28 protein-coding genes are annotated in these 26,071 nt (G+C 69.5%); 12 read left to right on the top strand and 16 right to left on the bottom strand.

Translation table 11 applies throughout. The features are described from left to right. Positions 1-777, bottom strand: coding sequence for a coenzyme F420-0:L-glutamate ligase (locus tag EAO78_RS03490; RefSeq protein ID WP_122104457.1), 777 nt, complete (start codon positions 775-777; stop codon positions 1-3). Positions 778-1,219: 442 nt separating this feature from the next. Between EAO78_RS03490 and EAO78_RS03495 the strand changes: the two genes are divergently transcribed. Further along, the gene (locus EAO78_RS03495; RefSeq protein ID WP_122104458.1) at positions 1,220-1,723 is read left to right on the top strand and encodes a DUF367 family protein; all 504 of its coding nucleotides are present in this window, start codon (positions 1,220-1,222) and stop codon (positions 1,721-1,723) included. A 47-nt stretch (positions 1,724-1,770) separates the two neighbouring features. Here EAO78_RS03495 and EAO78_RS03500 read toward each other — a convergent pair whose 3' ends face one another. The 3 genes from EAO78_RS03500 to EAO78_RS03510 all read right to left on the bottom strand — a co-directional run bounded on the left by EAO78_RS03500 (position 1,771) and on the right by EAO78_RS03510 (position 5,352). Then, positions 1,771-2,676 carry a decarboxylating 6-phosphogluconate dehydrogenase gene (locus tag EAO78_RS03500; protein WP_122104459.1) on the bottom strand — a complete coding sequence of 302 codons (906 nt, stop codon included), beginning with the start codon at positions 2,674-2,676 and terminating at the stop codon, positions 1,771-1,773. 74 nt (positions 2,677-2,750) lie between these two features. Next, complete coding sequence (locus EAO78_RS03505; protein ID WP_122104460.1) at positions 2,751-3,965, bottom strand: threonine synthase; 1,215 nt, start codon at positions 3,963-3,965, stop codon at positions 2,751-2,753. 136 nt (positions 3,966-4,101) lie between these two features. Further along, positions 4,102-5,352, bottom strand: a complete 1,251-nt coding sequence (locus tag EAO78_RS03510; RefSeq protein WP_122104535.1) for a CaiB/BaiF CoA transferase family protein — start codon at positions 5,350-5,352, stop codon at positions 4,102-4,104. Between the two features lie 109 nt (positions 5,353-5,461). Here EAO78_RS03510 and EAO78_RS03515 point away from each other — a divergent pair, with 109 nt between their 5' ends. After that, positions 5,462-6,259, top strand: coding sequence for an SDR family oxidoreductase (locus EAO78_RS03515; protein WP_122104461.1), 798 nt, complete (start codon positions 5,462-5,464; stop codon positions 6,257-6,259). 73 nt (positions 6,260-6,332) lie between these two features. Further along, the gene (locus EAO78_RS03520) at positions 6,333-7,238 is read left to right on the top strand and encodes an AEC family transporter (protein ID WP_122104462.1); all 906 of its coding nucleotides are present in this window, start codon (positions 6,333-6,335) and stop codon (positions 7,236-7,238) included. 29 nt (positions 7,239-7,267) lie between these two features. On the opposite strand, the gene EAO78_RS18070 is transcribed toward EAO78_RS03520, so the two are convergent. From EAO78_RS18070 to EAO78_RS03555, 8 genes are all read right to left on the bottom strand, one after another. Continuing rightward, positions 7,268-7,432, bottom strand: coding sequence for a DUF7838 family putative zinc beta-ribbon protein (locus tag EAO78_RS18070; protein ID WP_203227815.1), 165 nt, complete (start codon positions 7,430-7,432; stop codon positions 7,268-7,270). A gap of 88 nt (positions 7,433-7,520) precedes the next feature. Beyond that, a complete protein-coding gene (locus EAO78_RS03525; protein ID WP_122104463.1) occupies positions 7,521-7,919 on the bottom strand; it encodes a hypothetical protein in 399 nt (132 codons plus the stop codon). Between the two features lie 80 nt (positions 7,920-7,999). Beyond that, entirely contained in the window at positions 8,000-9,187 is a 1,188-nt protein-coding gene (locus EAO78_RS03530; RefSeq protein WP_203227816.1) for a DUF7118 family protein, read from the bottom strand. After that, the gene (gene hisI / locus EAO78_RS03535; protein WP_122104464.1) at positions 9,187-9,567 is read right to left on the bottom strand and encodes a phosphoribosyl-AMP cyclohydrolase; all 381 of its coding nucleotides are present in this window, start codon (positions 9,565-9,567) and stop codon (positions 9,187-9,189) included. The genes EAO78_RS03530 and hisI overlap by 1 nt, the downstream gene beginning before the upstream one ends. A gap of 77 nt (positions 9,568-9,644) precedes the next feature. Next, entirely contained in the window at positions 9,645-10,160 is a 516-nt protein-coding gene (locus EAO78_RS03540; protein ID WP_122104537.1) for a GNAT family N-acetyltransferase, read from the bottom strand. Positions 10,161-10,165: 5 nt separating this feature from the next. Beyond that, complete coding sequence (locus tag EAO78_RS03545) at positions 10,166-11,590, bottom strand: DUF92 domain-containing protein (RefSeq protein ID WP_203227817.1); 1,425 nt, start codon at positions 11,588-11,590, stop codon at positions 10,166-10,168. Positions 11,591-12,050: 460 nt separating this feature from the next. After that, a complete protein-coding gene (locus EAO78_RS03550) occupies positions 12,051-13,292 on the bottom strand; it encodes an RNA-guided endonuclease InsQ/TnpB family protein (protein WP_122104465.1) in 1,242 nt (413 codons plus the stop codon). A 198-nt stretch (positions 13,293-13,490) separates the two neighbouring features. After that, the gene (locus tag EAO78_RS03555; RefSeq protein WP_122104466.1) at positions 13,491-14,270 is read right to left on the bottom strand and encodes an HAD-IIA family hydrolase; all 780 of its coding nucleotides are present in this window, start codon (positions 14,268-14,270) and stop codon (positions 13,491-13,493) included. A 176-nt stretch (positions 14,271-14,446) separates the two neighbouring features. Between EAO78_RS03555 and EAO78_RS03560 the strand changes: the two genes are divergently transcribed. The 3 genes from EAO78_RS03560 to EAO78_RS03570 are packed head-to-tail and all read left to right on the top strand — an operon-like array spanning position 14,447 to position 16,722. Continuing rightward, entirely contained in the window at positions 14,447-15,220 is a 774-nt protein-coding gene (locus tag EAO78_RS03560; RefSeq protein ID WP_122104467.1) for a GTP cyclohydrolase III, read from the top strand. Between the two features lies 1 nt (position 15,221). Next, positions 15,222-16,442 carry a glycosyltransferase family 4 protein gene (locus EAO78_RS03565; RefSeq protein WP_122104468.1) on the top strand — a complete coding sequence of 407 codons (1,221 nt, stop codon included), beginning with the start codon at positions 15,222-15,224 and terminating at the stop codon, positions 16,440-16,442. 49 nt (positions 16,443-16,491) lie between these two features. After that, on the top strand, positions 16,492-16,722 hold the full coding sequence (locus EAO78_RS03570) for a hypothetical protein (RefSeq protein WP_122104469.1): 231 nt from the start codon (positions 16,492-16,494) through the stop codon (positions 16,720-16,722). A gap of 22 nt (positions 16,723-16,744) precedes the next feature. Here the strand turns inward: EAO78_RS03570 and EAO78_RS03575 are convergent, their stop codons facing one another. Continuing rightward, positions 16,745-16,948 carry a hypothetical protein gene (locus EAO78_RS03575; RefSeq protein ID WP_122104470.1) on the bottom strand — a complete coding sequence of 68 codons (204 nt, stop codon included), beginning with the start codon at positions 16,946-16,948 and terminating at the stop codon, positions 16,745-16,747. Between the two features lie 95 nt (positions 16,949-17,043). Between EAO78_RS03575 and EAO78_RS03580 the strand changes: the two genes are divergently transcribed. Both EAO78_RS03580 and EAO78_RS03590 read left to right on the top strand, forming a co-directional pair. Next, positions 17,044-18,615 (top strand): heme-binding protein, encoded by a 1,572-nt coding sequence (locus tag EAO78_RS03580; protein ID WP_122104471.1) that lies wholly within the window; start codon positions 17,044-17,046, stop codon positions 18,613-18,615. A gap of 511 nt (positions 18,616-19,126) precedes the next feature. Further along, complete coding sequence (locus EAO78_RS03590; protein ID WP_122104473.1) at positions 19,127-19,591, top strand: universal stress protein; 465 nt, start codon at positions 19,127-19,129, stop codon at positions 19,589-19,591. A gap of 23 nt (positions 19,592-19,614) precedes the next feature. Here EAO78_RS03590 and EAO78_RS03595 read toward each other — a convergent pair whose 3' ends face one another. Then, complete coding sequence (locus EAO78_RS03595; RefSeq protein WP_122104474.1) at positions 19,615-20,979, bottom strand: MFS transporter; 1,365 nt, start codon at positions 20,977-20,979, stop codon at positions 19,615-19,617. A gap of 120 nt (positions 20,980-21,099) precedes the next feature. Beyond that, positions 21,100-22,047 carry a D-2-hydroxyacid dehydrogenase gene (locus EAO78_RS03600; RefSeq protein ID WP_122104475.1) on the bottom strand — a complete coding sequence of 316 codons (948 nt, stop codon included), beginning with the start codon at positions 22,045-22,047 and terminating at the stop codon, positions 21,100-21,102. 243 nt (positions 22,048-22,290) lie between these two features. Between EAO78_RS03600 and EAO78_RS03605 the strand changes: the two genes are divergently transcribed. The 4 genes from EAO78_RS03605 to EAO78_RS03620 are packed head-to-tail and all read left to right on the top strand — an operon-like array spanning position 22,291 to position 24,759. Beyond that, entirely contained in the window at positions 22,291-22,911 is a 621-nt protein-coding gene (locus EAO78_RS03605; RefSeq protein ID WP_122104476.1) for a DUF2589 domain-containing protein, read from the top strand. A gap of 9 nt (positions 22,912-22,920) precedes the next feature. Continuing rightward, on the top strand, positions 22,921-23,565 hold the full coding sequence (locus tag EAO78_RS03610; protein ID WP_122104477.1) for a DUF2589 domain-containing protein: 645 nt from the start codon (positions 22,921-22,923) through the stop codon (positions 23,563-23,565). Continuing rightward, positions 23,562-24,434, top strand: coding sequence for a hypothetical protein (locus EAO78_RS03615; RefSeq protein WP_122104478.1), 873 nt, complete (start codon positions 23,562-23,564; stop codon positions 24,432-24,434). Before EAO78_RS03610 ends, EAO78_RS03615 begins: the two co-directional genes overlap by 4 nt. After that, positions 24,427-24,759: a hypothetical protein gene (locus tag EAO78_RS03620; protein WP_122104479.1), complete on the top strand. Its 333-nt coding sequence runs from the start codon at positions 24,427-24,429 to the stop codon at positions 24,757-24,759. The genes EAO78_RS03615 and EAO78_RS03620 overlap by 8 nt, the downstream gene beginning before the upstream one ends. A gap of 70 nt (positions 24,760-24,829) precedes the next feature. Here the strand turns inward: EAO78_RS03620 and EAO78_RS03625 are convergent, their stop codons facing one another. Beyond that, positions 24,830-26,026, bottom strand: a complete 1,197-nt coding sequence (locus tag EAO78_RS03625; RefSeq protein WP_122104480.1) for a cystathionine gamma-synthase — start codon at positions 26,024-26,026, stop codon at positions 24,830-24,832. Positions 26,027-26,071 lie beyond the last annotated feature (45 nt).

The raw sequence follows: 26,071 nt of genomic DNA on the forward strand, positions 1-26,071 counted from the left end.
TCAGTGGTCCTCATGTCGTCCGTTGTCCTCGTAGCGCCAGTCGCGTAACGCCTGCCGGACGAAGTCTCCCTCGACCGCGCGGAAGTGCTCGTCCGAACCGGCGTGGTCGCCGAACGCCCAGTCGCGGACGACGACGACGGGCGTGCCGCCGTCGCCCTCGCCGGCGACGAGGTTGGCGGCGCCGGCCAGTTCGTCGATCACGTTCTGGACGGTGACGCCCATCTCGCGGCCGTCACGGTCGCGTTCGCCGCGCCAGTCGCGGCTCGCGGGCGTCCCCGACCAGCCGATCGCGACCCCGCGTTGGCCGTGTCTGAACGGCCGGCCGCAGGTGTCGCTGACGACGACGCGGTCGGCCGCGAGTCCCTCGCGGATCCGCGCCGCGCTCTCGGAGGGGCGTTCCGGGAGCAACAGCAGGTCGCCGTCGGGGACGTTCGACCGATCGATCCCCGCGTTGACGCCGATGTGGCCGAACCGGGTCGCCGTCAGGAGGAACGGCGCCTCCATGATCAGCTCCGTCGACTCCTCGAGGACGGCCTGGGCGAACCGGGGGTCCTTCTCCTCGCCGGCGATCGCCGCGAGCCGGTCCGCGATCTCGTTCGCGCGTGGGCCCGCCGGGAAGTCCGCGAGGTCGAACGTGCGCCCCTCGGCCTTGGAGACGACGGTGCTGGCGACGACGACGACGTCGTCCTCGCGGAGGTCGACGCGCTCGTCGATCATCGCCGCGAGGTCGTCTCCTTCCCGGATCTCCGGGAGGTCCGGGACGGCGAACAGCTCCATACTCGATCCTGCGTGTCGGCGAGGAAAAACCCCGCCGGTACCGGGCCGGCTTGACGGTATCCGGCGACGCTCGAACCGGGATGGGGCGATGAAGTCCGGCGTCTCGGACGCCGCGGTGGCGCGTGCCCGTGAGCGCCCGACAGGGCGCGAACCGGCCCGCGCGAGGGACGCGGCGAGCGCTCGAAGAGCGCGAGCCGCGAGGCTGGGGAGGCGTGAGGTGCGGTGCTGTGCGGGGCGGCTGGGGCTTCGGCAGTCATGTCCAAGTCGGGAACCGCGTATCATCGAGCGGCTGGGGCCTCACCGACGTTGGCCGTCGGTTCGGCGTTCCGATCCTCGCACCCCGATCCTTGACATCCTCCCACGGCTGAAGCCGTGGGCTCTCTCCTTGATTCTCTGTCGACCGCTCCGTACGCCTTATCAACGACACCGCCCATCTGGTATCGTGGACCTCCACGTCCGGTACGAGGGCGACGACGACCCCGACAAGTGTACGGCCCGGAAGCTCGCCCGGTTCGACCTCGCGGAGCTCCATCGATCGGACCGGGCCACCCCGTACGGGGTCGTCCTCAATCCCCACGCCGAGCGCGCGCTCTCGCCCGCGGACGCCGACATCGCCCGCGGGAACGCGCTCGTCGCGCTCGACTGCTCGTGGGAGTCGGCCGGCGAGAAGCGGTTCTCCCTCCCCGGCGAGCACCGCGCGCTCCCGTATCTCGTCGCCGCCAACCCCGTGAACTTCGGCCGGCCGATGAAGCTCACGACCGTCGAGGCGTTCGCGGCCGCACTCGCGATCCTCGGCGAACCGGACCACGCGGAGCGGGTCATGGCGAAGTTCACCTGGGGCGAGACGTTCCTCGAGCTCAACGAGGAACCGCTTCGACGGTACGCCGACTGCGAGGACTCGAGCGAGGTCGTCTCGGTCCAGCAGGAGTACCTCGACCGGGAGTGAGCCGGAGGTCCCGATCCGACCCGTTCCCGCTCGATCCGGTGCGGTCCCTACTCCCCGTCGGCTCGTCGTTTCACCTCGTGGCGACCGAATCCGTAGCGCAGCCGGTTGGCGAGCCGCCGCGAGAACCGGCCCTCGTTGCGGGAGTCGAACCGCTCGGCGAGCGCGCCGTAGATGAGCGGGACGGGGACCTCCTGTTCGAGCGCCTCCTCGACGGTCCACGTTCCGGTCGATCCGCCGGCGACGTGGTCGGCCACGTCGCCCAGGTCGTTCCCCTCCTCGCGGAACGCCTCCTCGCAGAGTTCGAGCAGCCACGACCGGATCACCGCGCCGTTGTTCCAGGTGCGCGCGATCGACTCCATCTCGAGGTCGTACCGGCCCTCCGCGAGCAGCTCGAACCCCTCGCCGTACGCCTGCATCAGCGCGTACTCCACGCCGTTGTGGACCATCTTCACGTAGTGGCCCGCGCCCGACTCGCCCATGCGGTCGTGGCCGGCGGGGCCGGTCGCGACCGCGTCGAGGACGGGCACCAGTTCCTCGTAGGCCCACTCGGGGCCGCCGACCATCAGGGAGAACCCCTCCTCCGCGCTCGCGGGCCCGCCGGACGTCCCGCAGTCGAGGTAGGCGGCGTCGGTCCCCTCGGCGCGACGGACCGACGCCTCGAAGTGGGAGTTGCCGCCGTCGACGACCACGTCCTCGCGTTCGAGGTGTGGCTCGAGGTCCGCGAGCGTGGCGTCGACCGCGTCGCCCGCGGGCACCATGAGCCAGATTCGCTTTTTTGTACCCAACCGCTCGCAGAGGTCCTCGACCGAATCCGCGGGATCCGCGCCCGCCTCCGCGGCAGCCGCCGTCGCCTCCGCCGAGAGGTCGAACGCGACCACGTCGTGGCCAGCGTCGAGGGTCCGGTCGACGACGATCCGCCCCATCCGTCCGAGTCCGATGACGCCGAGTTGCATGTGGGGGCGGTCGCCGGCGCGGGCCCTAGTGGTTCCGGTTCGCGACCCGATTCGCGTCTCCGTGGCCTCCCGATTCAGGCCTCCGTCTCGCCGACGTGCGCCCGCAGGGTGTCGACGTCCTTGTTGCCCGCGCCGGTGTTCAGGAGGACGACCGTGTCGTCGGGGCCGAACTCGCCCGACTCCGCGAGCGCGAATGCCCCCGAGGCCGCGGCCGCACACGTCGCGCCGATCTCGAGACCCTCCTCGCGGGCGACGGTGATCGCGGCGTCGAGGATCTCCCGGTCGGTCGTCGCCACCGCGCCCCCGTCCGACTCACGGATCGCCTCCAGGATCAGCGGGCTCGCGCCGGGGTCGGGGATCGCGATCCCGTTACAGGCGGTGTCGACCTCGTCGTCCGCGAGCGGCTCGTGTCGGTCCGCGCCCGCCTCGTAGGCGTCCACGACCGGCGCGCAGCCGGCGGCCTGCGCCGCGTACATCGGAACGAGCTCGTCGCTCCACCCGAGCTCGCGGGCCTCGCGGGCCGCCTTGTGCATCCCGACGAGTCCGACCCCGCCGCCGGTCGGGTAGACGACCGCGTCCGGGGCCTCCCAGTCGAGCTGCTCCAGGAGCTCCAGCGCCATCGTCTTCTTCCCCTCGTGGCGGTACGGCGTGACGAACGTCTTCGTCGAGTACCACTCGGGGTGCTCCTCCATCGCCGCGGCGTACGCCTTCCCGGCGTCGCCGATCTGCGAGTTCCCGCCGACGGGGTCGGTCACGGTCAGGTCCGCGCCGTGGACCTCCGTCATCGCCTTCTGGGTGAACCCCGCCCGCGACGGGAGGTAGACGTGCGCGTCGAGGTCGGCGCGGGCCGCGTACGCCGCTGCCGCCTGTCCCGCGTTGCCGGCGCTGTTCAACGCGACCTCGCTCGCGCCGTGCTCGCGCGCCGCCGTGGTCGCGAGCGACTGGCCGCGGTCCTTGAACGTGCCCGTGGGGTTCGCGCCCTCGTCCTTCAACAGCACCCGGCCGACGCCCATCGCATCCGCGAGCGCGGGGCACTCGACGAGCGGGGTTCCGCCCTCACCCAGCGTCACGGCGGCCTCACGGGCGAACGGCAGCAGCTCCTCGTAGCGCCACATCGACTCGCCGGGACGGGTTTCGAGGTCCGCCGGCGTCAGGTCGACTCGGTCGAGGTCGTAGCTCGGATCGAGGATCCCGTCGCAGTCCGGACAGCGGTGCGTGGCCGTCTCCGCGTCGAACGTCTCCCCGCAGTCGACACACGTGAGCCCCTCGAAGGCAACGGTCGTTTCCATGCGCGGGGATCGCACACCGGGGGACTTCCCTCCATCGGTCGGGGACGTTCGTCGCCCTCGCCCGGTCCCCGATCCCGTTCAGCCCTCGACCCGCTCGACCTTCGACCCCTTCATTCCCCGATCGGGTCCGGGACCTTCACTCCTCGACCGGAGCCGGGATCACGTCCGCCTCCGCCAAGCGGGCGAGGTCGGCGTCGGCGTAGCCGTACTCGTGGAGGACCTCCTCGGTGTGTTCGCCGAGCATGGGCGGGTGCCGGCGGACCGTCGTGGGCGTCCGCGAGAACTTCATCGGCGACCCCGGAACCTCGACCTCGCCGACTCCGGGATGGTCGATCCGCTGGCGCATGTCGCGCGCCTCGAGCTGCGGGTCGTCGAACAGCTCGGCCATGTCGCGGACGTGGCTCGCGGGCACGTCGTGTTCGGTGAGCGTCCGAACCGCCTCCTCCGTCGACATCCCCGCGAACTCCGCCTCGAGGTCCGCGTCGAGCGCCTCACGGTTCTTCACCCGCTTCTCGTTGGTCTCGAACCGCTCGTCCTCGAGGAGGTCGGGCCGGTCGAGCGCGTCACACAGTCCCGGCCAGAAGGAGTCCGCCGAACAGCCGACGACGACGTAGTCGTCCGCGGTCTCGAACGCCCGATAGGGCGCGATGTTCGGGTGTTTGCTCCCCATCCGCCCCGGCACCTCCCCGCTCGCGAAGTAGTTCGTCGCCATGTAGCTCATCCAGGCGGCCTGTCCGTCGAGCAGGCTCACGTCGATCTTCTGGCCCGTTCCGTCGCCGAGCTCGCGTTCGAGCAGCGCGGCCAGGATGGCCTGCGTCGCGTACATCCCCGCGCCGATGTCCGCGAGCGCGACGCCGACCCGGACCGGCGCCCCGCCGTCGACGCCCGTGATCGACATCAGCCCGCCGCGCGCCTGCATCACGATGTCGTAGGCCGGCTCGTCGCGGTCGGGTCCCCACTCGCCGTACCCGGAGATCCCGCAGTATATCAGCTCGGGGTTCTCCTCGACGAGGTCGGGGTAATCGAGCCCCCAGTCCGCGGTCTTGCCCACACGGAAGTTCTCGACGACGACGTCCGCCTCGCGGGCGAGGTCGCGGAAGACGTCCCGGCCCTCCTCGCTCGCGAGGTTCAACACGACGGAGCGCTTGTTCCGGTTGACGCTCGTGTAGTAGGCGCTCTGGGCGTCCTCGCCCTCGCCGAACGACGGCGGCCCCCAGCCTCGGGTCTGATCGCCGATGCCCGGTCGTTCGATCTTGATCACGTCGGCTCCGAGGTCGCCGAGCTGCATCGTACAGAACGGCCCCACGAGCACGCGGGAGGCGTCGAGCACCGTGACGCCGTCCAGCGGTCCGGTATCGCCCGACGGATGGCGCGCCTCACCGACCATGGTTCCCTCGCATACGCGCACCTCCGAGCCGACCATGATAAAGGCCCCGTCCCCGGCCCCGAATGCCGAGTCGATAACGATTAACCCCTCGGGTGAGAGGGAGTCACGTATGGATCTCGATATCGACGGGAACGTAGCACTGACGACGGCATCGAGCGACGGCCTCGGAAACGCGGCCGCGACCGCGCTCGCCCGCGAGGGCGCCAACGTCGTGATCAACGGCCGCGACGAGGACCGACTCGAAGCGGCCGCCGAGGAACTGCGCGAGGAGGCGGCGGGCGACGCGCGCGTCCACCCCGTCCAGGGCGATCTGACGGACGAGGACGACGTGGTCGGGCTCGTCGACGAGACGCTCGAGGAGTTCGGCCGGCTCGACCACCTCGTCACCTCCGCCGGCGGTCCGCCGTCGGGTCCGTTCCTGGAGACCGACGAGGAGGACTGGTATCACGCGTACGACCTGCTCGTGATGAGCGTCGTCCGGCTCTGCCGCGAGGCGGCCGATCCGCTCCAGGAGGGCGACGGCGGCACCATCGTCAACGTCACCTCCCGGTCGGTCAAGGAGGCTATCGACGGGCTCGTGCTCTCGAACTCGGTCCGCATGAGCGTGATCGGACTGGAGAAGACGCTCTCGAAGGAGCTCGCTCCCGACGTGCGCGCGAACGCCGTCCTTCCCGGTCCGCACGAGACGAGCCGGATCGAGGACCTCGTGACCCAGGCCGTCGAGCGCGGCGAGTACGACACCTACGAGGAGGGCCTCGCCGCCTGGGGCGAGGGGATCCCGGTCGAGCGCATCGGCGACCCGATGGAGCTCGGTAACACCGTCGCGTTCCTCTCCTCGCCGAAGGCCGGCTACATCAACGGCCAGTCGGTCGTCCTCGACGGCGGCGCGGGCAACGCGAACCTGTAGGGACCGGTCGAAGCCGTCCCCCATCGCGGTCGTCGACCCGAACGGTGAACACCCCCGGACGCCTCCGGGGTCCATGGACGTTCTTTTGCGGCTCCTCGGGATGCTCGCGGTGCTGCTCGTCGGCACGGGCCTCCGGAGCGTCGGCGTCCTCGATTCGTCCCGGACCGGCCGGCTCAACGCCGCCACCTACTACGTCGCGTTACCCTCCCTCGTCTTCGTCGCGACGTACGACCGATCGATCGCGGCCCTCCTCTCGGGCGCGCTCGTCGTCGCGGTCCTCGCCGCCCTGCTGGCCACGGCGGGGATCGCGTGGGTCCTCCACCGGAACCGCCCGGCCGCGCGTCGAAGCGTCGCGGTCGTCCAGTCGTACCACTCGAACCTCGGCTACCTCGGCCTGCCGCTCGTCGCCGCGACGTTCGATCCCGACGTGACCGCGCTCGCGAGCGTGGTCCTCGGCGTGGCGCTCCTGGTTCAGGTGCCGCTCACCGTCGCCGTGTTGAGCGTCGTCAACGGCGCCGACACGAGCGTCGTCCGGGAGGCGAGCACCCTCGCGCGGAACCCCGTCCTGATCGCGTTGGTCGCCGGGATCCTGATCGGTGCCGTCGGGGCTCCCGTACCCGTCGCGGTCGCGTCCGGACTCGACCGCCTCGGGTCGCTCGTGCTCCCGTTGGCGCTGCTCTGTGTCGGGGCGTCGCTCCGCGTCGACAGAGCGGTGGCCGACCCCGGCGCGACCGGGTGGGTCCTCGCGCTCAAACTCGGCTGTGCCCCGGCCATCGCGTGGGCGACGCTCGTCGGGTTCGGCGTCGACGCCGCGACGCTCACGGCCGGAGTCGTCATGCTCGGGACGCCGACGGCGGTCTCGACGTACGTGTTCGCGACCGAACTCGGCGGCGACGAGGCGTTCGCCTCCCGGAACGTGTTCGTGACGACCGTCGCGTCGGTCGCGTCGCTGTACGTACTCATCGGACTGGTCGGGTGAGAAGCGGGAACGGGACGGGGACCGACGGTTCAGGCCGGAAGCGTGTTGATGCCGTTTATCTCCACGTAGCCGAAGCCGCACTCCGGACACCGCCACTTCGTCTTCTCCCCGAGGTGGAGGGTCGTCGCCGCCGTCCGGTAGAACGCGTGCGTCTCGCCGCAGGCCGGACAGTCCACGTCCTTTTCGAGCGCCATGCGTACCGATGCGGGTACGTCGGGTTTCAAGCTATTGATCCGCAGAACGGCGAGAGGAGGCGAGGGAACCGACAGGCAGGGAGACGGGCTAGACGGCGGTGACCCACGCCTTGTACGTCGGGTCGAGCCCGTACACCTCCCGGAAGGCGCGCTCGATGAAGCCCGCGACGCGGTTCGCGTCCGACCGGGCAGTGACGACCGCGTTCGTTCCCTCGGCCTCCTCCGGAGTCACGAGCTCGTCGATCCGGAACTCGGGGAACTCCCCGAGCAGCTCCTTCAGCCGGTCGAGCTCCTCGTCGGTACAGTCCATCACGACCTCGGTGCCGGCGAGCTGGATCCACGGCGGGACCTCCCCGCCGTCCGTGACGTCGCTGTCGGGGTCGACGTCGACGGTCATCACGTCGCTCGAGCGGGCGCGGTGGGCCGCGGCCGCGTCCGCGTAAAGCGCCAGCCGCTCGGACTCCGTCGCGGCGTCGAATCGGGTCATGCCGTCGTCTCGTCGCCCTCGAGACTTAAACTACGGCGGTCGCCGAGGCCGTCGCGGTGCCGGACCGCTGCGGAGCGACGCTACCCGCGTTCCGTCTCCGCGAGCACGTCGTCGACGATCGCGAGCGTCCGCTCCGCCTCGGCGACCCGGTCGTCGATCTCGCCGCGTTCGAGCAGGGACAGTTCGGCGTCGCCGAGGGCGTCCCGGACGACCGCGGCGCGTCGGAGCCGCTCGTACTCCGACGAACGGGCGAGGTCCCGGATCGACCGGAGGTCCGCGACCGTCCCGTCGTCGGCGATCCGCGAGGCGAGCGGGATCAGCTCGTCGATCTCGTAGGCCAGCTCGTCGCCGGGGGCGGGCGGCCACGCGAGCGTCAGCGGCTCCGCGTCGATCCGGTCGAGGAACGTCCGGTGGACGGCCACCGCCGTCCGGAGCGCCCCCACGTCCTCGACGTAGTGTTCGAGCTTCGAGTTGGAGTAGTCGGCGTACTCGAGCAGGGTCGGGATCGACTCCTCGCCGGCGGGGTGGTCGTCGACGTACTCGCGGAGGTCCGCCGGCGGGAGGTCGGCGTCGACGAAGGGGGTCGCGTCCGCGCGCTCGAGGAAGTCCAGGACGTCCCGGGCCGACGCCGACCGGTAGAACTCGCGGAACGCCTCGCGGACCGCGTCGTCGTAGCCCTCGATCGGCTCGCGGAGCCGGGAGACGTCGGCGTCGAGGTCGGCGTCCGCCATGTCGGCGACCGCTCGGAGTTCCTCCAACCGGTCCGCGAGCGCGCCGCGGGCGTCGGTGGCGGCCTTCCGTGCGCGCCGGTACGCGTCGACGGCGTCGTCGCGGTCGGACAGCAGGTCGACGTAGTCGCCGGCGGGCTCGAGCGCCTCGCGGGCCGCGGCGAAGTCCGACTCGGAGAGCCGGCGCTTGTCGACGGCCTCGTCGGCGGCGGCGAACGCGTCCGCCGCGGGGGTGTCGTCGTCGACGTCGACCGCGTTCGCGAACGCCCCCTCGAACTGGACGTAGGAGCCGAAGTCCCCGGTGCCGACCGCGTCCTCCTCGTACTGGTCGAGCACGCGGTGCGCCCGGCGATAGGCGTCGGCGGCGGCCTCGACCCGCTCCTCCCCGAGGTCCGCGATCCGCGATTCGAGCCGGTCGAGCTCGTCGTACCGCTCGCGAAGCTCAGCGGCCGCCTCGCCGGCGGATCGGACCGGATCGTCGGGAGCACCGGGGTCGTCGCCGACGGCGTCGCTCGAATCGCCGCCGTCCAGTCCCGCCATCAGTACACCTCGTCGGGGTCGAAGACCTCCTCGCCGACGTGCTCGCCGTCGATCGTGCGGTGGAAACACGACCGATGGCCGGTGTGACACGCGCCGACCGACTGGTCGACGAGGTACAACAGGGTGTCGGCGTCGCAGTCGACGCGGATCTCCTCGACGGTCTGGGTGTGTCCCGAGGAGCCGCCCTTGTGCCACAGCTCCTCGCGCGACCTGGAGTAGTAGTGCGCCTCGCCCGTCTCGCGGGTCCGCTCGAGCGCCTCCGGCGAGACGTACGCGAGCATCAACACCTCGCCGTCCTCGGCGTCCTGTGCGATCGCGGGGACCAGTCCGTCCTCGCCGAAATCCACCGTCACGTCGGCGTCCGCGTCGACCTCACTCATACCTCGCCGGAGGCGGGCCCCTCGAATAGGCCTTTTGTCTGTTCTCGCGTCCATCCGCTCCGGCCGCGACGCCGGACCTACTCCCGGCGCAACACGAGCGCGTCGCCGTCGGCGTACGCGTCCGGCCGCCGGTCGACGAGGTCGAACCCGCACGCCTCGTAGAGCGCGAGCGCGGCGTCGTTGTCGGGGTGTGCCTGGAGGGTCACGGGCCCGGCCGCGGCGTCGACGACCGCCGCGAGGAGCCCGCGGGCACGGCCCTGCCGGCGGAAGTCGGGGGCGACGACGAGCTCGGCGAGGTGACAGCCGGAGCGGGTCGGCGCGTCGACCGGGAGCGCGTAGCCGACGACGCGGTCCGCGTCGGAGGGGACGCGTCCGTCGCCGGAGCCGATCGCGTTGGAGCCGCTCTCGTCGAGGGTACTCCCGTCGGAGCCGCCCCCGGCGACGCTCACGAACCCCGCCCCGACCGCGACCCCGTACTCGAGAAGGTCCGGGCTCGGCCGTCGAAGGTGCGTCTGGAGGGTCCGAACCCGGTCGGCGTCGGCGGGGCCGATCGGGCGGACGCGCGGGTCGGAGACGGCCTCGAGGTCGGCCATCGAGATCACCCGATCACGACGCCGACGCCGACCGCGAGGGCCGCGCCGGAGAGGGTCGCGAGGAAGTTCACCGTCTGGTTGCCGATCCGGCCCCCCTCGATCAGCGCGCCGAGAACGCTGTCGACGGTCATCCCGACGGCGCCGGCGGCGACGACGACCCCGCCGCCGAGGAGGGTGCCGCCGACGACCGGGTCGACGACCGGCAGCGGGGCCGCGGCGAGGAACGCGATCAGCGCGGCTCCGGCGAGCCCGGCGACCTCGCCCTGCCAGGTGACGGCCCCGTCGGTTCCGGGCTCGACCGGTCGGAGCGTCGTGATGAGTCGGGGGGCGTCGAAGAGCCCGCCGATCTCCGAGGAGAGCGTGTCCGCCATCGCGGTGGAGACCGCGCCGGCGAACGCGAGCCGAAAGACGGACTCGGGCACGCCGACGTGGGGGGCCGCGGCGTACCCGAGGAGCGCGACGAGCGCGACCGCGGAGTTGGCGAGGACGTTCCCCGTCCCGCGTGCGCCCTGGTTCTCCTGGGCGACGCCGCGGTCGGCCTTCTCGTCGAATCGGTACTTCGAGGCGAGACCGCCGACCGCGTAGAACGCCATCAGCGTGAGGAACCAGGCCACGCCGCCGAGCACGACGGTGAGAAGCGAGAGCAACACTCCCGTGAGCATCCCCGGGACCGAGGCGGCCCCGAGCGCGTACGAGGCGTACCCGAGCCCGGCCGTCACGGCGAGCGCCGCGACGACGCCGACGGCGGTCACGGTCGGATCGAGCGCCGTGAACCCCCACGCGACCAGCGCGACGATGACGACCGTGATGTGCGCGTCCCGCGCGTACACGAGCGATCGGACGAGCGCCGCGGTCAGGACCGCGACGGCTCCGAGGAACGCGAACGCGGGAAGCGAGCCGACGAGCGCGTCGAACCCGCCGGCGGGGAGGAAGCCGGCGGGCGCCGCGGCGGCGGCAGTGGCGCTCGCGTCGGGCGAAGCGGCCGAACCGCCTCCGAGGAGGATCGCGATCGCGCCGGAGACGACCTGACCGGCGACCGCGGCGACGCCGCCGGCGACGAGGTAGGCGGCGACGAGCCGGAACTCGTCCTCGGAGCGGATACGGACGAGCTCGCGCCCGAACCGTCCGCCGCCGACGGCGAGCGCGGCCGCCGCGAACGCGCCGGCGGGCAGCGGAACGGGGGGGACGGTGGCGACCGCCGCGAGTCCCGCGAGCGCGAGCGCGAACGCACCGACGCCGTAGAGGCGCTCCTCCTCCCTGTCGCCCGGGAGCGCGAGGACTTCGAACCACTCCCCGTCGCGGATTCCGAGGAGGAACACCCCGGCGACGACCAGGAAGGGAACGGGGGCAGCGTAGCCGAGCGCCGGCGTGAGCGCCGCGAGCGCGGCCACCGCGGCGAACACGCTCGCGCGTCTGACCCTCCGATACACGTCCACGAGTATCCCCGACGACCACTTAACCCTCCCGACAACGGGGCGGTGACCCGACCGATGGAGCGAGGAAAGGTGGAGACGCCAAACGGACGAACGCGGCGGTACCGCGAGGAAAAGGGGGTGGACGGGAGAAGGGGAGGAAACGGACGACGGACGGGAGAAGGGGAGGAAACGGACGACGGACGGGAGAAGGGGAGGAAACGGACGACGGACGGGAGAAGGGGAGGAAACGGACGACTGACGGGAGAAGGGGAGGAAACGGACCCGTCCGGCTCAGTACCGGTACTCGTTGAACTGGACCGCGTGACCCTCGATGACCGGAATCGTGCTCTCCGGCTCGGGCTCCGGGTCGTCGTCCGCGGCCGTGTCGTGTGAGTCAACCGCTGTCATACTCCGGTAGTTACCGTACTCCTACTTGAACGTTACCCCGCGCACGGTGGCGCGGGGAATCCTGCTCTCACGAGGGCAGACTTCCTGTTTCGATGACGTGACTTGCAGACACAGACTCAAACTGAGTTGTGTCCGTAGCCGTCACAGTCTCTACAGGCGTTGATTCGGGCCATCCCAGCCCTACTTCAGCAAAGCCTCGCTGCAACACGTTCATCGCCGCATTCGCATCCCTATCCGTCTCGAACCCACACGCCGGACACGAATGTTCCCTGACCCAGATTGGCTTCGCTGTCTCCACACCACACGACGCGCACTCCTTCGTCGTCCCTCTTGCCTCGACCTGAACGACGTGAGCACCGTAGAGGTCGGCTTTGTATTCGAGGAGCGTGATGAACTGTCTCCACGCCGCATCCTGCTTGTTTCGGGCGTTCCCGTCGCCCTGAAGCATACTCTGGATGTGTAGGTCTTCCACGAACACCGCGTCGTACTCCTTGACGAGCCACGTCGTGATCTTGTGCTGGTAGTCCAGCACTTTTCGACGAATGTGGCGTTTGATCGTGGCGACCCTCTGGCGTTGTCGCTCGTAGTTGTTCGATCCGTGTTGCTTCCGCGAGAGTTTGCGTTGCTCGCGGCGAAGACGCTCGTAGTCGTCCTCGAGATCAATCCAATCCACGGTCTTGCCATCCGATGTGTGGATGTAGTTCTGGATGCCGAGGTCGATCCCAACGCTGTTGCTCGCGTCCAGCGAGTCTACGTCGGGTTTCTCGGGCAAGTGGGCATCGTCGGTTTCCAGACCGAAGGAGACGAACCACTCGCCAGTCGTCTCTTTTTTGATCGTGACCTCTTTGATCGTGGCGTGGTCAGGAATCGGACGAGAATACCGGATTTTCACCCACCCGATTTTGCTGAAGTGCACGTATGCGTACTTGTCGTAGCCCCTCTTTTCATCGAGGTCAAAACCAGACTGATTGTACGTCACGCTTCGGTACTCGGTCGGTGATTGTCGTTTGAGCCGACCAACGTTGTACCCTTTCTGTTTCTTTTTACGAAGGTTCGAGAGGTTACGGTGGAAACGAGCGACGGTAGCTTGTGCGGCTTTCGAGTACAACTCACCGAACACCGGCCACTTGCGTTTCCACGCGGGGAGTTTGTTGTTCTGGTCGTACTCGCTGGGTTTGTCGTCCTCGGGGCTGTTCGTGTAGTCCCAGCGGACGTGGTTGTAGAGTTGGCGATGAACGTCTAGATGGAATTCCAGATCAGCCGCTACCTCTTGTGTCGGATAGGCGTGGTAGCGGTGACTGTATTCCATCGCTGTCTGCTGATTATCGATGTGTTCATTTGATGGTTTGTATCACGAGTTGTCGGCTTCATCCCCGACCACGGTGGGTCGAGGTATTCGCCTCGCTGACCAGTATAAATGATCCGGTAAGAACGTCCGGATCCGGGCGCGGGGTCGACCCGGATCCGTCCGGGTCCGGCCGGAGAGGCGACGTCCGGTACCGTTCGGTCAGTCAAGCACGCGGTCGATCTCGCCGAGGTGGTCGATGACGTGGTCGGGGTCGTGGTCGCTCCCCGCGAGGTCGGCCTCGTCGGTGACGCCCGACAGCACGAGAACGGTGGTCATTCCGGCGCGCGCACCGAGCGCGACGTCGGTGTCGAGCCGGTCGCCGACGACGAGGCACTCCTCCGGCGGGTAGGGGAGTCGCCCGCGAACCATCGCGATGGCGGGATCCGAGGGTTTTCCGAGGACGACGTCGGGGTCGCGCTCGGCGACGGCCGCGACCGCTCGGATCACCGCGCCGGACCCGGGAACGTCCCGCTCGGCGGCGGGGATGACGACGTCGGGGTCCGTTCCGATGAACGGTATCCCGCGATCGAGCGCCCACAGCGCCGTACACAGGTCGTCGTAGTCGAACGATCGATCGATCGAGGCGACGAGCGCCTCCGCGGCGTCGACGTCCTCGGTCGTCGAGAGCCCCGCGTCGGCGAACTGCTCGAGGAGGCCGGGCGCGCCCAGACAGAGCAGGTCGTCGTCGGAGTGGTGTTCCCGGAGGTAGGCCGTGGTCACGCTCCCGGCGGTGATCACGTCCGCGGCGGTGACGTCGTATCCCGCCGCACCCAGGCGGTCGACGTACGCCGGCGGCGCCTTCGTCGGGTTGTTCGAGACGAACAGCGTCTCCACGCCGGCCTCGCGAAGCCGGCGGTAGCCCGACGGCGCGCCGGGGATCGGGTCGTCGCCGCGCACGACCGTCCCGTCGACGTCGAGGACGGCACCGGAGAAGTCCATGCCCTCCCTCGGGCCGCCGTCGCCGTATGGGTTGCGCTCGACCGCTCGACGCGCCCGCTCGATGACGCGTTCCGTTCTCCGAGGACCGCCGCCGCCGCACGTTCCAACATCGGGATGGGTCGCAGCTTCGGGATAACGGAAGGGTAAAGCGGCGCCGGTCCGAATCGACGGGTACTGTGACGACGACCCAGGTGACCCTCGTCCAGATCGATAACTACGGGCCGTGGACGGTGACGCCGGAGCCCCGTCGGGAGATGGACCTCCAGAGCCTCCAGTCCCGACTCTTCGCCGACATCGCCGAGTTCCTCGGCCACCGCGACGGGTACGCCTTCTTCACCCGGTTCGACAACATGATCGCGGTGACGAACGGCGTCGACGGCGACGCGCTCGCCACGCTCCAGGAATCGATCGGCAACCGCTACCCGGTGACCGTCAGCCTCGGGACCGCCGTGAGCGATCGGCCGATCGACGCCCTCGAGGCGGCCAACGAGCGACTGCAGACGGAGGGGAGCGCGCAGGACGAGGGCCGGACCGAGGTGCTCGCCGGCGAGTACCTGACCGAGACGAGCCCCGGAGACGTCCGGATCGCCCACTTCGACGTGGTGAACGTGACCGGCAAGTACACCGACCGGCTCAACGAGTTCGACACGTTCATCGACATCGAGCGGGCCTACGCGTCCCTGATGCGACACCTCCGGCGGGAGCACGGCGCGCTCTCCTTCTTCGTGGGCGGCGACAACGTGATCGCCGTCTGCCCGGACATGCCCGAGTCCGCGTTCTCGGACGCGGTCGACCACGTCGTCGCCGACGTCGACGTGGAGCTTCAGGTCGGGGTCGGACACGGAGCCTCCGCCCACGAGGCGGGGTTCGCCGCCAAACACGCCCTGGAGGACTGCCGCCACGCCGGGACTGCGGTCGAACTGTTCGGCGCGCCCGCCGCGAGCGACTGAGATGGTCGGTCGGGGCGGCGACCCCGCTTTCGACGGATCCGGCGAGGGCGACAACGGAACCGAGCCCCACGTCGGGATCGTCGTCTACGGGGATCTCGATGCTCGCTCCGGCGGGTTCCTCTACGACAGACGGCTCGCCGATCACCTCGCGGACCACGGCTGGACGGTCGAGGTCGTCTCGCTTCCGGAGCGGTCGTATCGCCGGTCGCTTCTCACGAACCTCGCTCCCGGGCTCGTCGACCGGCTCGAGCGGTTCGACGTCGTCGTTGAGGACGCCTACTGCGGCCCGTCGCTGTTCCTCGCGAACCGCCGGCTCGAGACGCCCGTGGTCGCGTTGGTCCACTACCTCCGGTCGGCGGTCGTCGGCGACGGCGTCGGCGACCGGGCGGTTCGAGCGATCGAGCGCGACTACCTCCGAACCGCGGACGCGTACGTGTTCAACAGCCGCCCGACGCGGGACGCGGTCGCCGAGCTGTGCGGGGTCGATGGCGGTGACGGGCGAACGGGGCGAGCGGACCGGACCGGACGGGTCGGACCCCTCCCGGGGGTCGTCGCGCCCCCCGCCGGCGACCGGCTCGGAATGGCTCCGGCGCTCTCGGGCGATCGGCTGACCCAGAACCCGTTCCGGGTGGTCGCCGTCGGCAACGTCACCCCGCGGAAGGGGATTCCGACCCTGATCCGGGGACTGTCGCTCCTCGAGGAGGGGATCGACTGGCGGCTCCGCGTCGTGGGCGACACCAGCGTCGCGCCCGATCACGTCGCGTCGCTACGGGCGCTCGCCGATCGCCTCGGGATCGCCGACCGGGTCGCGTTCGCCGGCCGCGTCGACGACGACGCCCTCCGGGAGGAGTTGCGCTCGGCGCACGTCCTCGCGGTGCCGTCCCGATACGAGCCGTTCGGGATCGTCTACCTCGAGGGAATGGCGTTCGGGCTGCCGGCGATCGCCTCGGCGAACGGCGGGGCGAGCGACTTCGTGGGCGAGCACAACGGCGCGCTCGTGTCGCCGGGCGACGCCGAGGCCGTCGCCGAGGCGATCGGGCCGCTGGCGCGCGACCGTGACCGTCTCCGTCGGCTGAGCGAGGGGGCACGCGAGACCTTCCGGAAGCATCCCACCTGGGGGGAGACCTGTGATCGGGTCCGGCGGTTCCTCCGGCGGATCGTGGCGGACGGGACGGACCCCGTGTCGGCCGCGACGACCCGATCGTGGCGGTCTCACGAGTGATAATTCGCGTGTGACCTTTTTATGTACATGCGGGGAACGGCCGGATAGCATGTCGGAAGAGATAGTCTTCATCTGTACGGCGGAGGGCTGTGATGCCGGACCGTGGGAGGGAGCGCACGACGCGATGGCCCACTGCGAGGAGACTCCCGACCACGGGTACACCGGTCGGCCGCGGTCGGAGGTCGAGGACGTGATCCCCGCGACGAGGGTCGAGAAGCGTGACAACCGGAACCTCCAGCACAAGGGCCACCCGGAGGGCGCGCTGGCGAACGACGACTGAGAGGCGGACGTCCCCGCGCCCCCTACTCCTCGAACAGATCGAGGTCGTCGGCGACGAGGTCGGCCAGGCGGTCCTTGAGGCCCGGATCGACCTCGGCCACCTCCTCGCCGCCGTGTTTCCCCTCGTTGTGCCGGGAGAGCGCGTCCGCCACGTCCGAGAGCGGGACCCGCGTCTCCGTCTCGCAGTCGGTACACACGATCGGGACGGTCGGATCCTCGGAAGACATCGCTCTGACAGTGGCGGGTAACCGGTATAGGCCTTCGGGGACGCGCCGCGCCGTCGACTCGAAAGCCCCTAAGTCACGGCGACCCAAGGCCGCGTATGGTCGAGGCACCAGCGACGGAGGAAGGGTGGTTCGCGCTGCACGAGTTCCGGTCGATCGACTGGGACGCGTGGCGGAACGCGCCCGACCGGAGGCGGGAGCGGGCCGTCGAGGAGGGCCGATCGTACCTGCAACATCGCGAGGCGCTCGCGACCGCCGACGCCGGCGACTCCGCGCTCTTCTCCGTGCTCGGACACAAGGCGGACCTGTTGACGATCCACTTCCGGCCGACGCTGGACGAGCTGTCGACGATCGAGCGCGGCTTCGAGAACACCGCGCTCGCCGAGTTCACGACCACGGAGTCGTCGTACGTCTCCGTGACGGAGGTGTCGGGATACGTCTCGGACGCCTACTTCGAGGACGGCGAGGACGCCGATATCGACGAGGGGCTCCGTCGGTACATCGAGGGGAAGCTGAAGCCGGAGATCCCCGACGACGAGTACGTCTCCTTCTACCCGATGAGCAAGCGCCGCGGCGAGGAGTACAACTGGTACGACCTCTCCTTCGAGGAGCGCGCCGACCTGATGTCCGGCCACGGCGACGTCGGTCGCGAGTACGCCGGGAAGATCAAGCAGGTGATCGCCTCCTCCGTCGGCTTCGACGACCACGAGTGGGGCGTGACCCTGTTCGGGTCGGACCCGACCGACATCAAGGACATCGTCTACGAGATGCGCTTCGACGAGGCCTCCTCGCGGTACGGCGAGTTCGGGCAGTTCTACGTCGGCCGCCGGTTCCCGCCGAGCGATCTGGGCGCGTACCTCGCCGGCGAGGCGGTCCCGACCGGGGATGACGGGCACGCCGCCCACGGCCACCACGGCGAGGGTGACACGCACGGTCACCACGGGGAGAGCGGTTCGGCACACGGCGACCACCCCCACGGTGGCGAGGGTTCGGGCGGCGAGGGCGACCATCCTCACGGGGTGGACGACGTCGGAACCGCGGCCGACGACGATGGGGGACCTGCCGACGACGATGGAGGGTCCCCCGACGACGGGATCCGCGGCGAGCTCGCCGACCTCGACATCTACGCCGGCAAGCCCCACGGCGAGGACGTGTTCGCGACGGTGCTGTACAGCGAGGCCGACGTCGACGAGCTGTTCGGGGAGGTCGAGGGGCTCCGCGCCAACTTCGACCACTACGGCACCCACGTGAAGACCGCGGTCTACGGGGGACGGACGACCGACCGGGCCGCGGTCGTCTCCCTCTGGGAGACCGCCTCGGCGGCCGAGACCGCCGCGGGGTTCCTCTCGGAGCTGCCGGGGGTCGTGGGTCGCGCCGGCGAGGAGTCCGGCTTCGGGACGATGGGGATGTTCTACACGATCAAACCCGAACACCGCGAGGACTTCACCGACACCTTCGACGAGGTCGGCGAGGCGCTCGCCGGGATGGACGGCCACCTCGAGACGGATCTGATGGTGAACGTCGAGGACGAAAACGACATGTTCATCGCCAGCCAGTGGCGCGCGAAGGACGACGCGATGGAGTTCTTCGGCTCCGAGGAGTTCCGCGAGATCGTTCAGTGGGGCCGAGAGGTCCTCGCGGACCGGCCACGGCACGTCTTCCTGGCCTGATCGCGTTCCGATCGCGTCCCGATCGTCGTTCGATCGAACGAGCGTTTTCTCGGGAAGTCGTCTCCGAGGAGGTGGTCACGGGGAACACCTCCAAAGCCCCAGTCGCTCGGTACGACGGTGTCGTCAGCGTGACTAGAGAGAACACCGCCAAAGCCCCAGTCGCGAGGGCTCACGGCTTTGCCGTTCGCCAGTCGAGGGCTCCCTTCGGTCGCCCTCGCACGACTCGCGCGGCTCGCTGCGCTCCTCGTCACTCGCTCTACTCGTTCCTGCGGTGCTTACTTCGCCGGGCTTCGTCCTCGCGACTGCCCCTTTGAATCCCACCCGAACCGCACAACCCCGCGCCTCAGGCCTCCCCAACCTCGTCGACCGTCCTCCGCTCCGCTCCGGACGGCCGACTCCCTCGCGCGTGCTGACTCGCGCCCGTCGGGCGCTCGCAGGCGCGCGCCGACCGCGTCCGTCCCCGATCCGCCGACCGCCCCCTTTTAACTTCCGCGTCGACGAACGCTCGCGCATGTTCGACAGGATCGTGGTCGCGACGGACGGCTCCGACAGCGTGGGTCGGGCGGTCGACGTCGCGGTCGATCTGGCCGCCCGGTTCGACGCGACGGTCCACGCGCTGTACGTCCTCGACACCGGCGAGGTCGAGTCGTCGCCCGACGAGGTGCGCGAGGACCTCCGCGACGCGCTCGACGACCACGGCGAGAACGCGCTCGCGGCGGTCGTCGAGACCGGCGAGGCGCGCGACGACGACCTCGAGGTGGCGACGGACGTTCGCGAGGGCCGGCCGGCCAGGGAGGTCGTCTCGTACGCCGACGAGATCGACGCCGACCTCGTCGTCACCGGGACGCGCGGGCGACACGGGGAGAACCGCTTCCTCATCGGGTCGGTCGCCGAGACCGTCGTCAGGACGTGTAAGGTACCCGTGTTGACGGTCCGCCGGCTCACGGACGAGGACCCGCGGCGCGTCACGTTCTGACGGTCACGCCCCCGTCGTCGGAGTCACCGATACGCCTCGAACTCCTCGCCGAAGACGAGGAAGTACCCCGTTCCGACGACGCCGATGACCGCCGCGATCGTGAACGCGACCTCCGGGCTGACGAAGTCCCAGAGGTATCCGCCGATCGCCGCGCTGGGAATGACGACCGTGTTCCGGAGGAGGTAGTACGTCCCCGTGACGCGGCCGCCCGCGTCCCGCTCGGCGGGCCCGACGATGAGCGCCTTGTGGGAGGGGAGGCCCGCGAACCGGAGCCCCGAGAAGGCGAAGACGAGCACCATCGCCCACTGGAGCGAGAGGACCGGTTCGAGCGCTTCGGGACCCGCGATGAGGACGACGGGGAAGGTCCCGTACACGAGGAAGCCGAGCGCGACGATGGGCTTGAGCCCGACGCGCTCGGCGAGCTTCGCGGCCGGTGCCATCGTCGCCAGCGCGACCAGCATCTCGACGCCGAGCAGGTAGCCGAAGAACGCCTCCGGGGAGAGGTCGACGGCGTAGGAGAACCCGCCGAGCGCCAGCGTCGCGTCGAAGCCGACGTCGTAGAACTGGGTGATCACCAGCACGAAGAACACGTACACCATCCCATTGGCGAACCGGACGAGCGTGTCCCCGATCAGGAGCGGCCGCAGCGTGTCGGGCATCTCCCGGAGGTCCGTGCGGATCCGGTCGAGCCCCTCGAAGCTACCGCCGAAACTGTCCTCGCTCGCGTCGTAGAGGACGTGCTGAACGAGCGTGCCGACGGCCCCGAAGACGACCGCCACGGCGAGCACGTACCGGAAGCTCACCGTGAACGCGGGATGGAACCCGATGAGGACGGCGGCGAGGACGGGACCGACGAGGAACGCCGTCCGACGGAACGTCTCGGTGCTGGCGAACCCGGCAGCCAGCTTCGAGGGGTCGGTCGCCTGCTTGACGACCGCGAACGTCGCGCCGAGGCCGAACGACTTCCACGCCTGCGCGAGGACTAGCCCGACGAAGATCCACGCCCACGGCGGGACGGTGACGCCGCCGACCGAGAGCGCGCCGACGGACGGGGCGACGAGCCAGACGACGAACCCGAGCGTCGAGAGCAGGCCGAACAGCGTGAGCGCGTATCGGGAGCCGATGCGATCGGAGACGGCACCGCCCGGGTACGGGTACACCGCGCCGATGACGTTGCCGGCGGTCCCGTACAGGCCGACGACGAACCCGGACGCGCCGAGGGCGGCCATGTACTCGGGGAGGTACCGGCTCGTCATCTGGAACCCGAGGCTGAACGTGAACATCGCCAACGACAACACCAGCACGTCGCGCTCCAACGCGAAGAACCGCCGAAAAGTGTCCAGCGCCCCCGACTCGTCCGTGTCGTCCGCGGATGGGTCCTGACTCATGGTCGATCGGATCCTCCTCGCCCGTGTGGAGAACCGTCGTCCCGCGAGATAGTTCCTCCGGGGCGATACCCTCCGGGCCGACTCCCGTCGACGGTTCCGAGACCCCGACCCGCTCGGTTCTCAGACCGTTCGGTTCCGGAGTTCCTCGTCCGCCGCCAGCCGTTCCAGGTTCGCCGCGAGGATGTCGGCGACGCGGTCGAAGTACTCGGGGGTGTGCCCGGCGTTGTGCGGCGTGATCGTGACGTCCGAGAGCCCCCACAGCGGGTGGTTCTCGGGGAGCGGCTCGGGGTCGGTCACGTCGAGGGCCGCCCCGCGGATCCGGTTGTTGCGGAGCGCGGAGACGAGCGCGTCGGTGTCGACGACTCGCCCGCGGGCGACGTTGACGAGCACGGCGTCCGAGCGCATCGTCCGGAACACGTCGGCGTCGATCAGCCCCTCCGTCTCCTCCGAGAGCGGACAGGCGAGCACGACGTACTCGGCGTCGGTGACCGCCTCGTGGATCCGGTCGAATCCGACCACCTCGTCGGTCGGGCCGCCCTTTTCGGGGGTGTACCGGACGCCGACCGTCTCGACGTCGAACGCGGAGAGGCGGTCGACGACCGTCTCGCCGATGGCCCCGAGGCCGACGACGGCGACGCGGGAGCCGTACACCTCGGTCGTAGGATACGAGCACCACTCGCGGCGTTCCTGCTGGCGCTGGGCGCGGGGGAACTCGCGCGCGTGTCCGATCATCGAACCGACGACGTACTCGGCGATGTTCGGCCCGTGGACGCCGGAGGCGTTCGTCACCGCGACGCCGTGCTCCTCGAACGCCTCGCGAGGGAGGTGACCCGTTCCCGCGTACACGCAGGCGAAGAGCTCCAGGTGCTCCGCGACCTCGAGGTCGGCCTCGTCGAGCGAGAAGCCGGTGGCGACGCGGGCGGTTCGCAGGTACTCTCGCTCCTCGGCGGGCGTCCGTGCGAGCGCGACCTCGCGGTTCGGAAGTCGTCGGCGGAGCGCCTCGGCGTACTCGCTTCCCTCGATTCCGTGGATCTTCTGTCGCAGGACGACGACGTCGGGATCGCTCATGGAGCCGTTTTCGACGACGTCCCCCAAAAGCCTGCGTACTGCGGCCGCGGGCGGGTCGGCAACCGCGAGCCCTCGAGGACGCCCGGACCGTGCCGTCGGGGTGGTATCGTTCCGTCGGTGACGTCCGGCGTATCGAGTCGAACCGGGGCTGTGAGGCGTTATTCCACTTCACCTATCGATGATTTTCCACGTGATTCGCCGAAAAAACTTAGTGTCTTGATACGAATGTGGCAACCGTTAGCTATGCCCAATCCAGACTTCGCGGCCGAACTGGGGAACATCCCGTACGAGGAGGTGATCGGAACGCCGTTGCGAGCCGCCGTGGAGGCGAACGCGAAGGCCTCGATGACGGCGGCGGAGTTCATCAAGTCGGTCGGGTTCACCGATCCGACGGTCGGCGATCCGGAGCCGGTGACGGTCGACTTCGGATACCAGAAGCGAACCGTCGACGAGAACGGCAACGAGATCACCGAAAATCGCTCGCTTTCGGTCCCGTTGCTGCTGCTCCTGAACATCCCGTACTTCGAGGTCAGCAACGTGACCATCGACTTCAACGTCAAGCTGAACTCGGTGGAGTCGTTCGAGCAGTCGAGCGAGTTCGAGTTCGGCTACCAACGGGAGACGGAGGCGAGCGCGAACCTCGGGTTCCTCCAGGGAAAGACCAAGTCCGAGGTCAACGTGAGCTACAAGCGCTCGACGTCCCGCGGACAGGAGGTCGAGCGGACCTACGACCAGACCGTTCACGTGGAGGCGGAGTCGGTCGAGCCGCCGGAAGGGGTCAACCGGCTGATGGGCGCGCTCGAACAGACCATCGCGGACGACTCCTCGAACGGGAACGGCAACGGCAACGGAAACGGGAACTGACGAGGAACAGTGAACGGAACCGATACCCTCGCGGACCTCCCGCTGTCGTCGCTGTTCTCCGGGCCGCTCGTCGCGGCCGTCGAGGCCAGCATCCAGGCGCAGTCCGAGTCGCTCTCGCTGATCCGGGAGGTCGCGTTCGACGACGGCGAGCTGGTGACGGTCTCCTTCGAGTACCGGAAGGCCGAGGTCGACCCCGACACGGGCGAGGAGCGGCAGGTCACCAGACATCTCACGGTGCCGATCCTGTTGTTTCTCTCCGTGCCCGAACTCGTCGTCCACGAGATCGAACAGGAGTTCTCCGCGAAGATCGTCGACACCGAGACGGAGGAGGGCGAGGAGGACTCGGAGTCGACGGGCGGATCGGGACTGTCGACGCTCGCGCCGAGCCGCCTCCGGGTGTCGCCGGCGTCGGAGGAGACCACCTTCTCCCGGAAGACCAAGGCGAAGTTCGACCTCGACGTTCGGATGGTCGCCGAGATCGAGAGCCGGTCGACCGGGATGGAGATGCTCGAGCGGACGGCGAACGGCGCGATCCGCGAGGCGCGTGGCCCGGCGAACCGGCGCGAGGCCGTGAAGGGTCGTGAGGCCGTGTCGCGTGAAGACGTGTCAACCCTCGACGAGACGGCACGCGTCGACGAGAGCTCACGAGAATGACGACGCTCGACAGCTACCTCGCGGCGGTGTACGACGCGGCCGCGGAGGCCGAGACGCTCGCGTTGATCAACGGCCAGCGGCGACTCCTCCGGATGATCCGTGCGGGGCGGCTCCCCGAGGACGCCAGTGTCCCGGTCTACCACGCGGCCGACCTCTCCGTGACGCTCGATCTCGGACTCGAGGCACGCGAGACCGAGGACGGAACGGAGCTCGTGGTCACCGAATCCGAACCGGGCGACGACACCGTGATCGACGTCGACCTCGAGGTGTACGACATGCTGGAGGCCGGCGACCTTCCCGAGTCGGACTCGAAGCGCCGAGGAAGGGAGGCGATCGACGTCCACTTCCCGATCCAGAAGCCCTCGTCCCCCGAGGACGACGAGCCGGACGACGATCCCGAATCGTCGTCACCTCCCACACGCGGTGACGAACCGCCCGAACGGGAGGGGGGTCGACGGAGTGAGGAGGAAGCGGAGCGGGAGGAGAGGCGGAAGAGGAAACGGGAGAAGGAACGACAGGAGAAACGGGAGAAGGAACGACAGGAGAAACGGGAGGAGGAGCGGAAGAGGAAACGACGAGAATCGAGGGATGAGACCGGATCTCGAGCGGAGGACGAGACTCCGGGCTCCGAAGCCGACGACCCGGACGGTCGGGACGACGCCCGTGCGGCCGACGACGGCCCGTCCTCGACCCGCCCCCCGGCGAAGGAGGAGGGTTTCCTGCCGTTCGACCCCGACGTGTTCTCGGGGTTGGACCTCCTCCGATCGACCGGGGTGGGAACGGGTCCCGACCACGGTGACGAGGGCGATCCCGAACCGGGCGACGATCACGAGAACGACGACACCGAGACCCACGGAAACGATGACTGAGAACGACCCACCGCTCGACGAGTACTTCGATCCGCTACGCACCGACCACCGAACGTCGCTCCGGAAGCGCATGGAGCGCTACCGGGACCAGCTCGAGGAACAGGGCTACGAGGTAACGGTCGCCGAGGGAACGGAGGGGTTGTTCGCCGGCGTGCTCGTCATCGACGAGGCGAACGGCCGTTTCGGGTTCCTCGAGGAGGACGGCAGCGTCTCGTGGATCGACGGCAGCGGCGCCATCGGCGCGATCGGCTCCGCCGTCGCCCAGAACCACAGCGACACGCTCGAACGACGGACCGAGGGGCTCGAGAACGTCGACGTCGAGTGACCGCCGGAGGCGGACCGACGGATCCGCCGGTCCCCGGAAGCGGCGGCGACAGCGGGGATACCGGCGACGCCTACTCGAGCGCGCGGTCGAACGCGCGCTGGAGGTCCGCCTTCATGTCGTCGACGTGCTCGATGCCGACCGAGACCCGGATCAGACCGTCGCTGAGTCCGGCTGCGAGCCGCTCCTCGCGGGGGATGGCGGCGTGGGTCATCGCGGCCGGCTGCTCGATGAGGCTCTCGACGCCGCCGAGCGACTCCGCGAGCGTGAACACCTCGGTCTCCTCGACGACGGTCGAGGCCTGCTCGAGGGTGCCGTCGAACTCGAAGGAGAGCATCCCGCCGAAGTCGTCCATCTGTTCTGCGGCGAGGTCGTGGTGCGGGTGTGACTCCAAACCGGGGTAGTACACGCGGCTCACGTCGTCGTGTGCGTCCAGCCATTCCGCGAGTTCGGCGGCGTTCTCGCAGTGGCGGTCCATCCGCACCGGGAGCGTCTTGGTTCCCCGAAGCACGAGGAACGCGTCGAACGGGCCGGGGGTCGCGCCCACCGAGTTCTGGTAGAAGCCGATCCGCTCGTCGAGGTCGGCGTCGTCGACGATCAGCGCCCCGCCGATGGTGTCGGAGTGGCCGCCGAGGTACTTCGTGAGCGACTGACAGACCACGTCGGCGCCGTGTTCGAGCGGGCGCTGGAGGTACGGCGTCGCGAACGTGTTATCGACCGCACACAGCGCGTCGCCCTCGTGGGCGACCTCGGCGAGCGCGCCGATGTCGTTCACGTTCATCAGCGGGTTCGTGGGCGTCTCGACCCAGACCAGCTCCGTGTTCGGCTCCATCGCCTCGCGGACCGCATCGAGGTCGGTGGTGTCGACGAAGGTGGTGTCGACGTCGTACTCGTCGTACACCTGCGTGAGGATCCGGTGGGTGCCGCCGTAGACGTCGTCGCCGGCGACGACGTGGTCGCCCGCGGACAGGAGGTTGAGGACGGTGTTTATCGCGCCCATTCCGGAGGAGAAACAGCGGGCGTGGCTTCCCGACTCCAGCGCCGCGAGGTTCTCCTCGAGGTCGGTTCGGGTCGGATTCCCGGTCCGGGAGTACTCGTACCCGCGGTGGTCGCCCGGGGCGTCCTGTTCGTACGTCGAGTTGGCGTGGATCGGCGTCATCAGCGCGCCCGTCTCCGGATCCGGCTCCTGGCCGGCGTGGATCGCTCGGGTCTCGATCCGGAAGTCGTCGGCGTCGGCATCGCCGTCCGCCGCTGGGTCGTCGTCGCTCATGCGTGCACCCTCGGCGGCCGGGGTCCTCACTCTTGTCCTTCCGGT

Source organism: Halobellus captivus, assembly GCF_003697845.1.
Lineage (GTDB): Archaea > Halobacteriota > Halobacteria > Halobacteriales > Haloferacaceae > Halorubrum > Halorubrum glutamatedens.

Excerpts from the sequence above, each read along its gene's own strand:
- EAO78_RS03490 (WP_122104457.1), bottom strand. The coding sequence starts at position 777 with ATGGAGCTGTTCGCCGTCCCGGACCTCCCGGAGATCCGGGAAGGAGAC.
- EAO78_RS03500 (WP_122104459.1), bottom strand. The coding sequence starts at position 2,676 with ATGCAACTCGGCGTCATCGGACTCGGACGGATGGGGCGGATCGTCGTC.
- EAO78_RS03505 (WP_122104460.1), bottom strand. The coding sequence starts at position 3,965 with ATGGAAACGACCGTTGCCTTCGAGGGGCTCACGTGTGTCGACTGCGGG.
- EAO78_RS03510 (WP_122104535.1), bottom strand. The coding sequence starts at position 5,352 with ATGGTCGGTGAGGCGCGCCATCCGTCGGGCGATACCGGACCGCTGGAC.
- EAO78_RS03515 (WP_122104461.1), top strand. The coding sequence starts at position 5,462 with ATGGATCTCGATATCGACGGGAACGTAGCACTGACGACGGCATCGAGC.
- EAO78_RS03520 (WP_122104462.1), top strand. The coding sequence starts at position 6,333 with ATGGACGTTCTTTTGCGGCTCCTCGGGATGCTCGCGGTGCTGCTCGTC.
- EAO78_RS18070 (WP_203227815.1), bottom strand. The coding sequence starts at position 7,432 with ATGGCGCTCGAAAAGGACGTGGACTGTCCGGCCTGCGGCGAGACGCAC.
- EAO78_RS03525 (WP_122104463.1), bottom strand. The coding sequence starts at position 7,919 with ATGACCCGATTCGACGCCGCGACGGAGTCCGAGCGGCTGGCGCTTTAC.
- EAO78_RS03530 (WP_203227816.1), bottom strand. The coding sequence starts at position 9,187 with ATGGCGGGACTGGACGGCGGCGATTCGAGCGACGCCGTCGGCGACGAC.
- hisI (WP_122104464.1), bottom strand. The coding sequence starts at position 9,567 with ATGAGTGAGGTCGACGCGGACGCCGACGTGACGGTGGATTTCGGCGAG.
- EAO78_RS03540 (WP_122104537.1), bottom strand. The coding sequence starts at position 10,160 with ATGGCCGACCTCGAGGCCGTCTCCGACCCGCGCGTCCGCCCGATCGGC.
- EAO78_RS03550 (WP_122104465.1), bottom strand. The coding sequence starts at position 13,292 with ATGGAATACAGTCACCGCTACCACGCCTATCCGACACAAGAGGTAGCG.
- EAO78_RS03555 (WP_122104466.1), bottom strand. The coding sequence starts at position 14,270 with ATGGACTTCTCCGGTGCCGTCCTCGACGTCGACGGGACGGTCGTGCGC.
- EAO78_RS03565 (WP_122104468.1), top strand. The coding sequence starts at position 15,222 with ATGGTCGGTCGGGGCGGCGACCCCGCTTTCGACGGATCCGGCGAGGGC.
- EAO78_RS03570 (WP_122104469.1), top strand. The coding sequence starts at position 16,492 with ATGTCGGAAGAGATAGTCTTCATCTGTACGGCGGAGGGCTGTGATGCC.
- EAO78_RS03575 (WP_122104470.1), bottom strand. The coding sequence starts at position 16,948 with ATGTCTTCCGAGGATCCGACCGTCCCGATCGTGTGTACCGACTGCGAG.
- EAO78_RS03580 (WP_122104471.1), top strand. The coding sequence starts at position 17,044 with ATGGTCGAGGCACCAGCGACGGAGGAAGGGTGGTTCGCGCTGCACGAG.
- EAO78_RS03590 (WP_122104473.1), top strand. The coding sequence starts at position 19,127 with ATGTTCGACAGGATCGTGGTCGCGACGGACGGCTCCGACAGCGTGGGT.
- EAO78_RS03595 (WP_122104474.1), bottom strand. The coding sequence starts at position 20,979 with ATGAGTCAGGACCCATCCGCGGACGACACGGACGAGTCGGGGGCGCTG.
- EAO78_RS03600 (WP_122104475.1), bottom strand. The coding sequence starts at position 22,047 with ATGAGCGATCCCGACGTCGTCGTCCTGCGACAGAAGATCCACGGAATC.
- EAO78_RS03605 (WP_122104476.1), top strand. The coding sequence starts at position 22,291 with ATGCCCAATCCAGACTTCGCGGCCGAACTGGGGAACATCCCGTACGAG.
- EAO78_RS03615 (WP_122104478.1), top strand. The coding sequence starts at position 23,562 with ATGACGACGCTCGACAGCTACCTCGCGGCGGTGTACGACGCGGCCGCG.
- EAO78_RS03620 (WP_122104479.1), top strand. The coding sequence starts at position 24,427 with ATGACTGAGAACGACCCACCGCTCGACGAGTACTTCGATCCGCTACGC.
- EAO78_RS03625 (WP_122104480.1), bottom strand. The coding sequence starts at position 26,026 with ATGAGCGACGACGACCCAGCGGCGGACGGCGATGCCGACGCCGACGAC.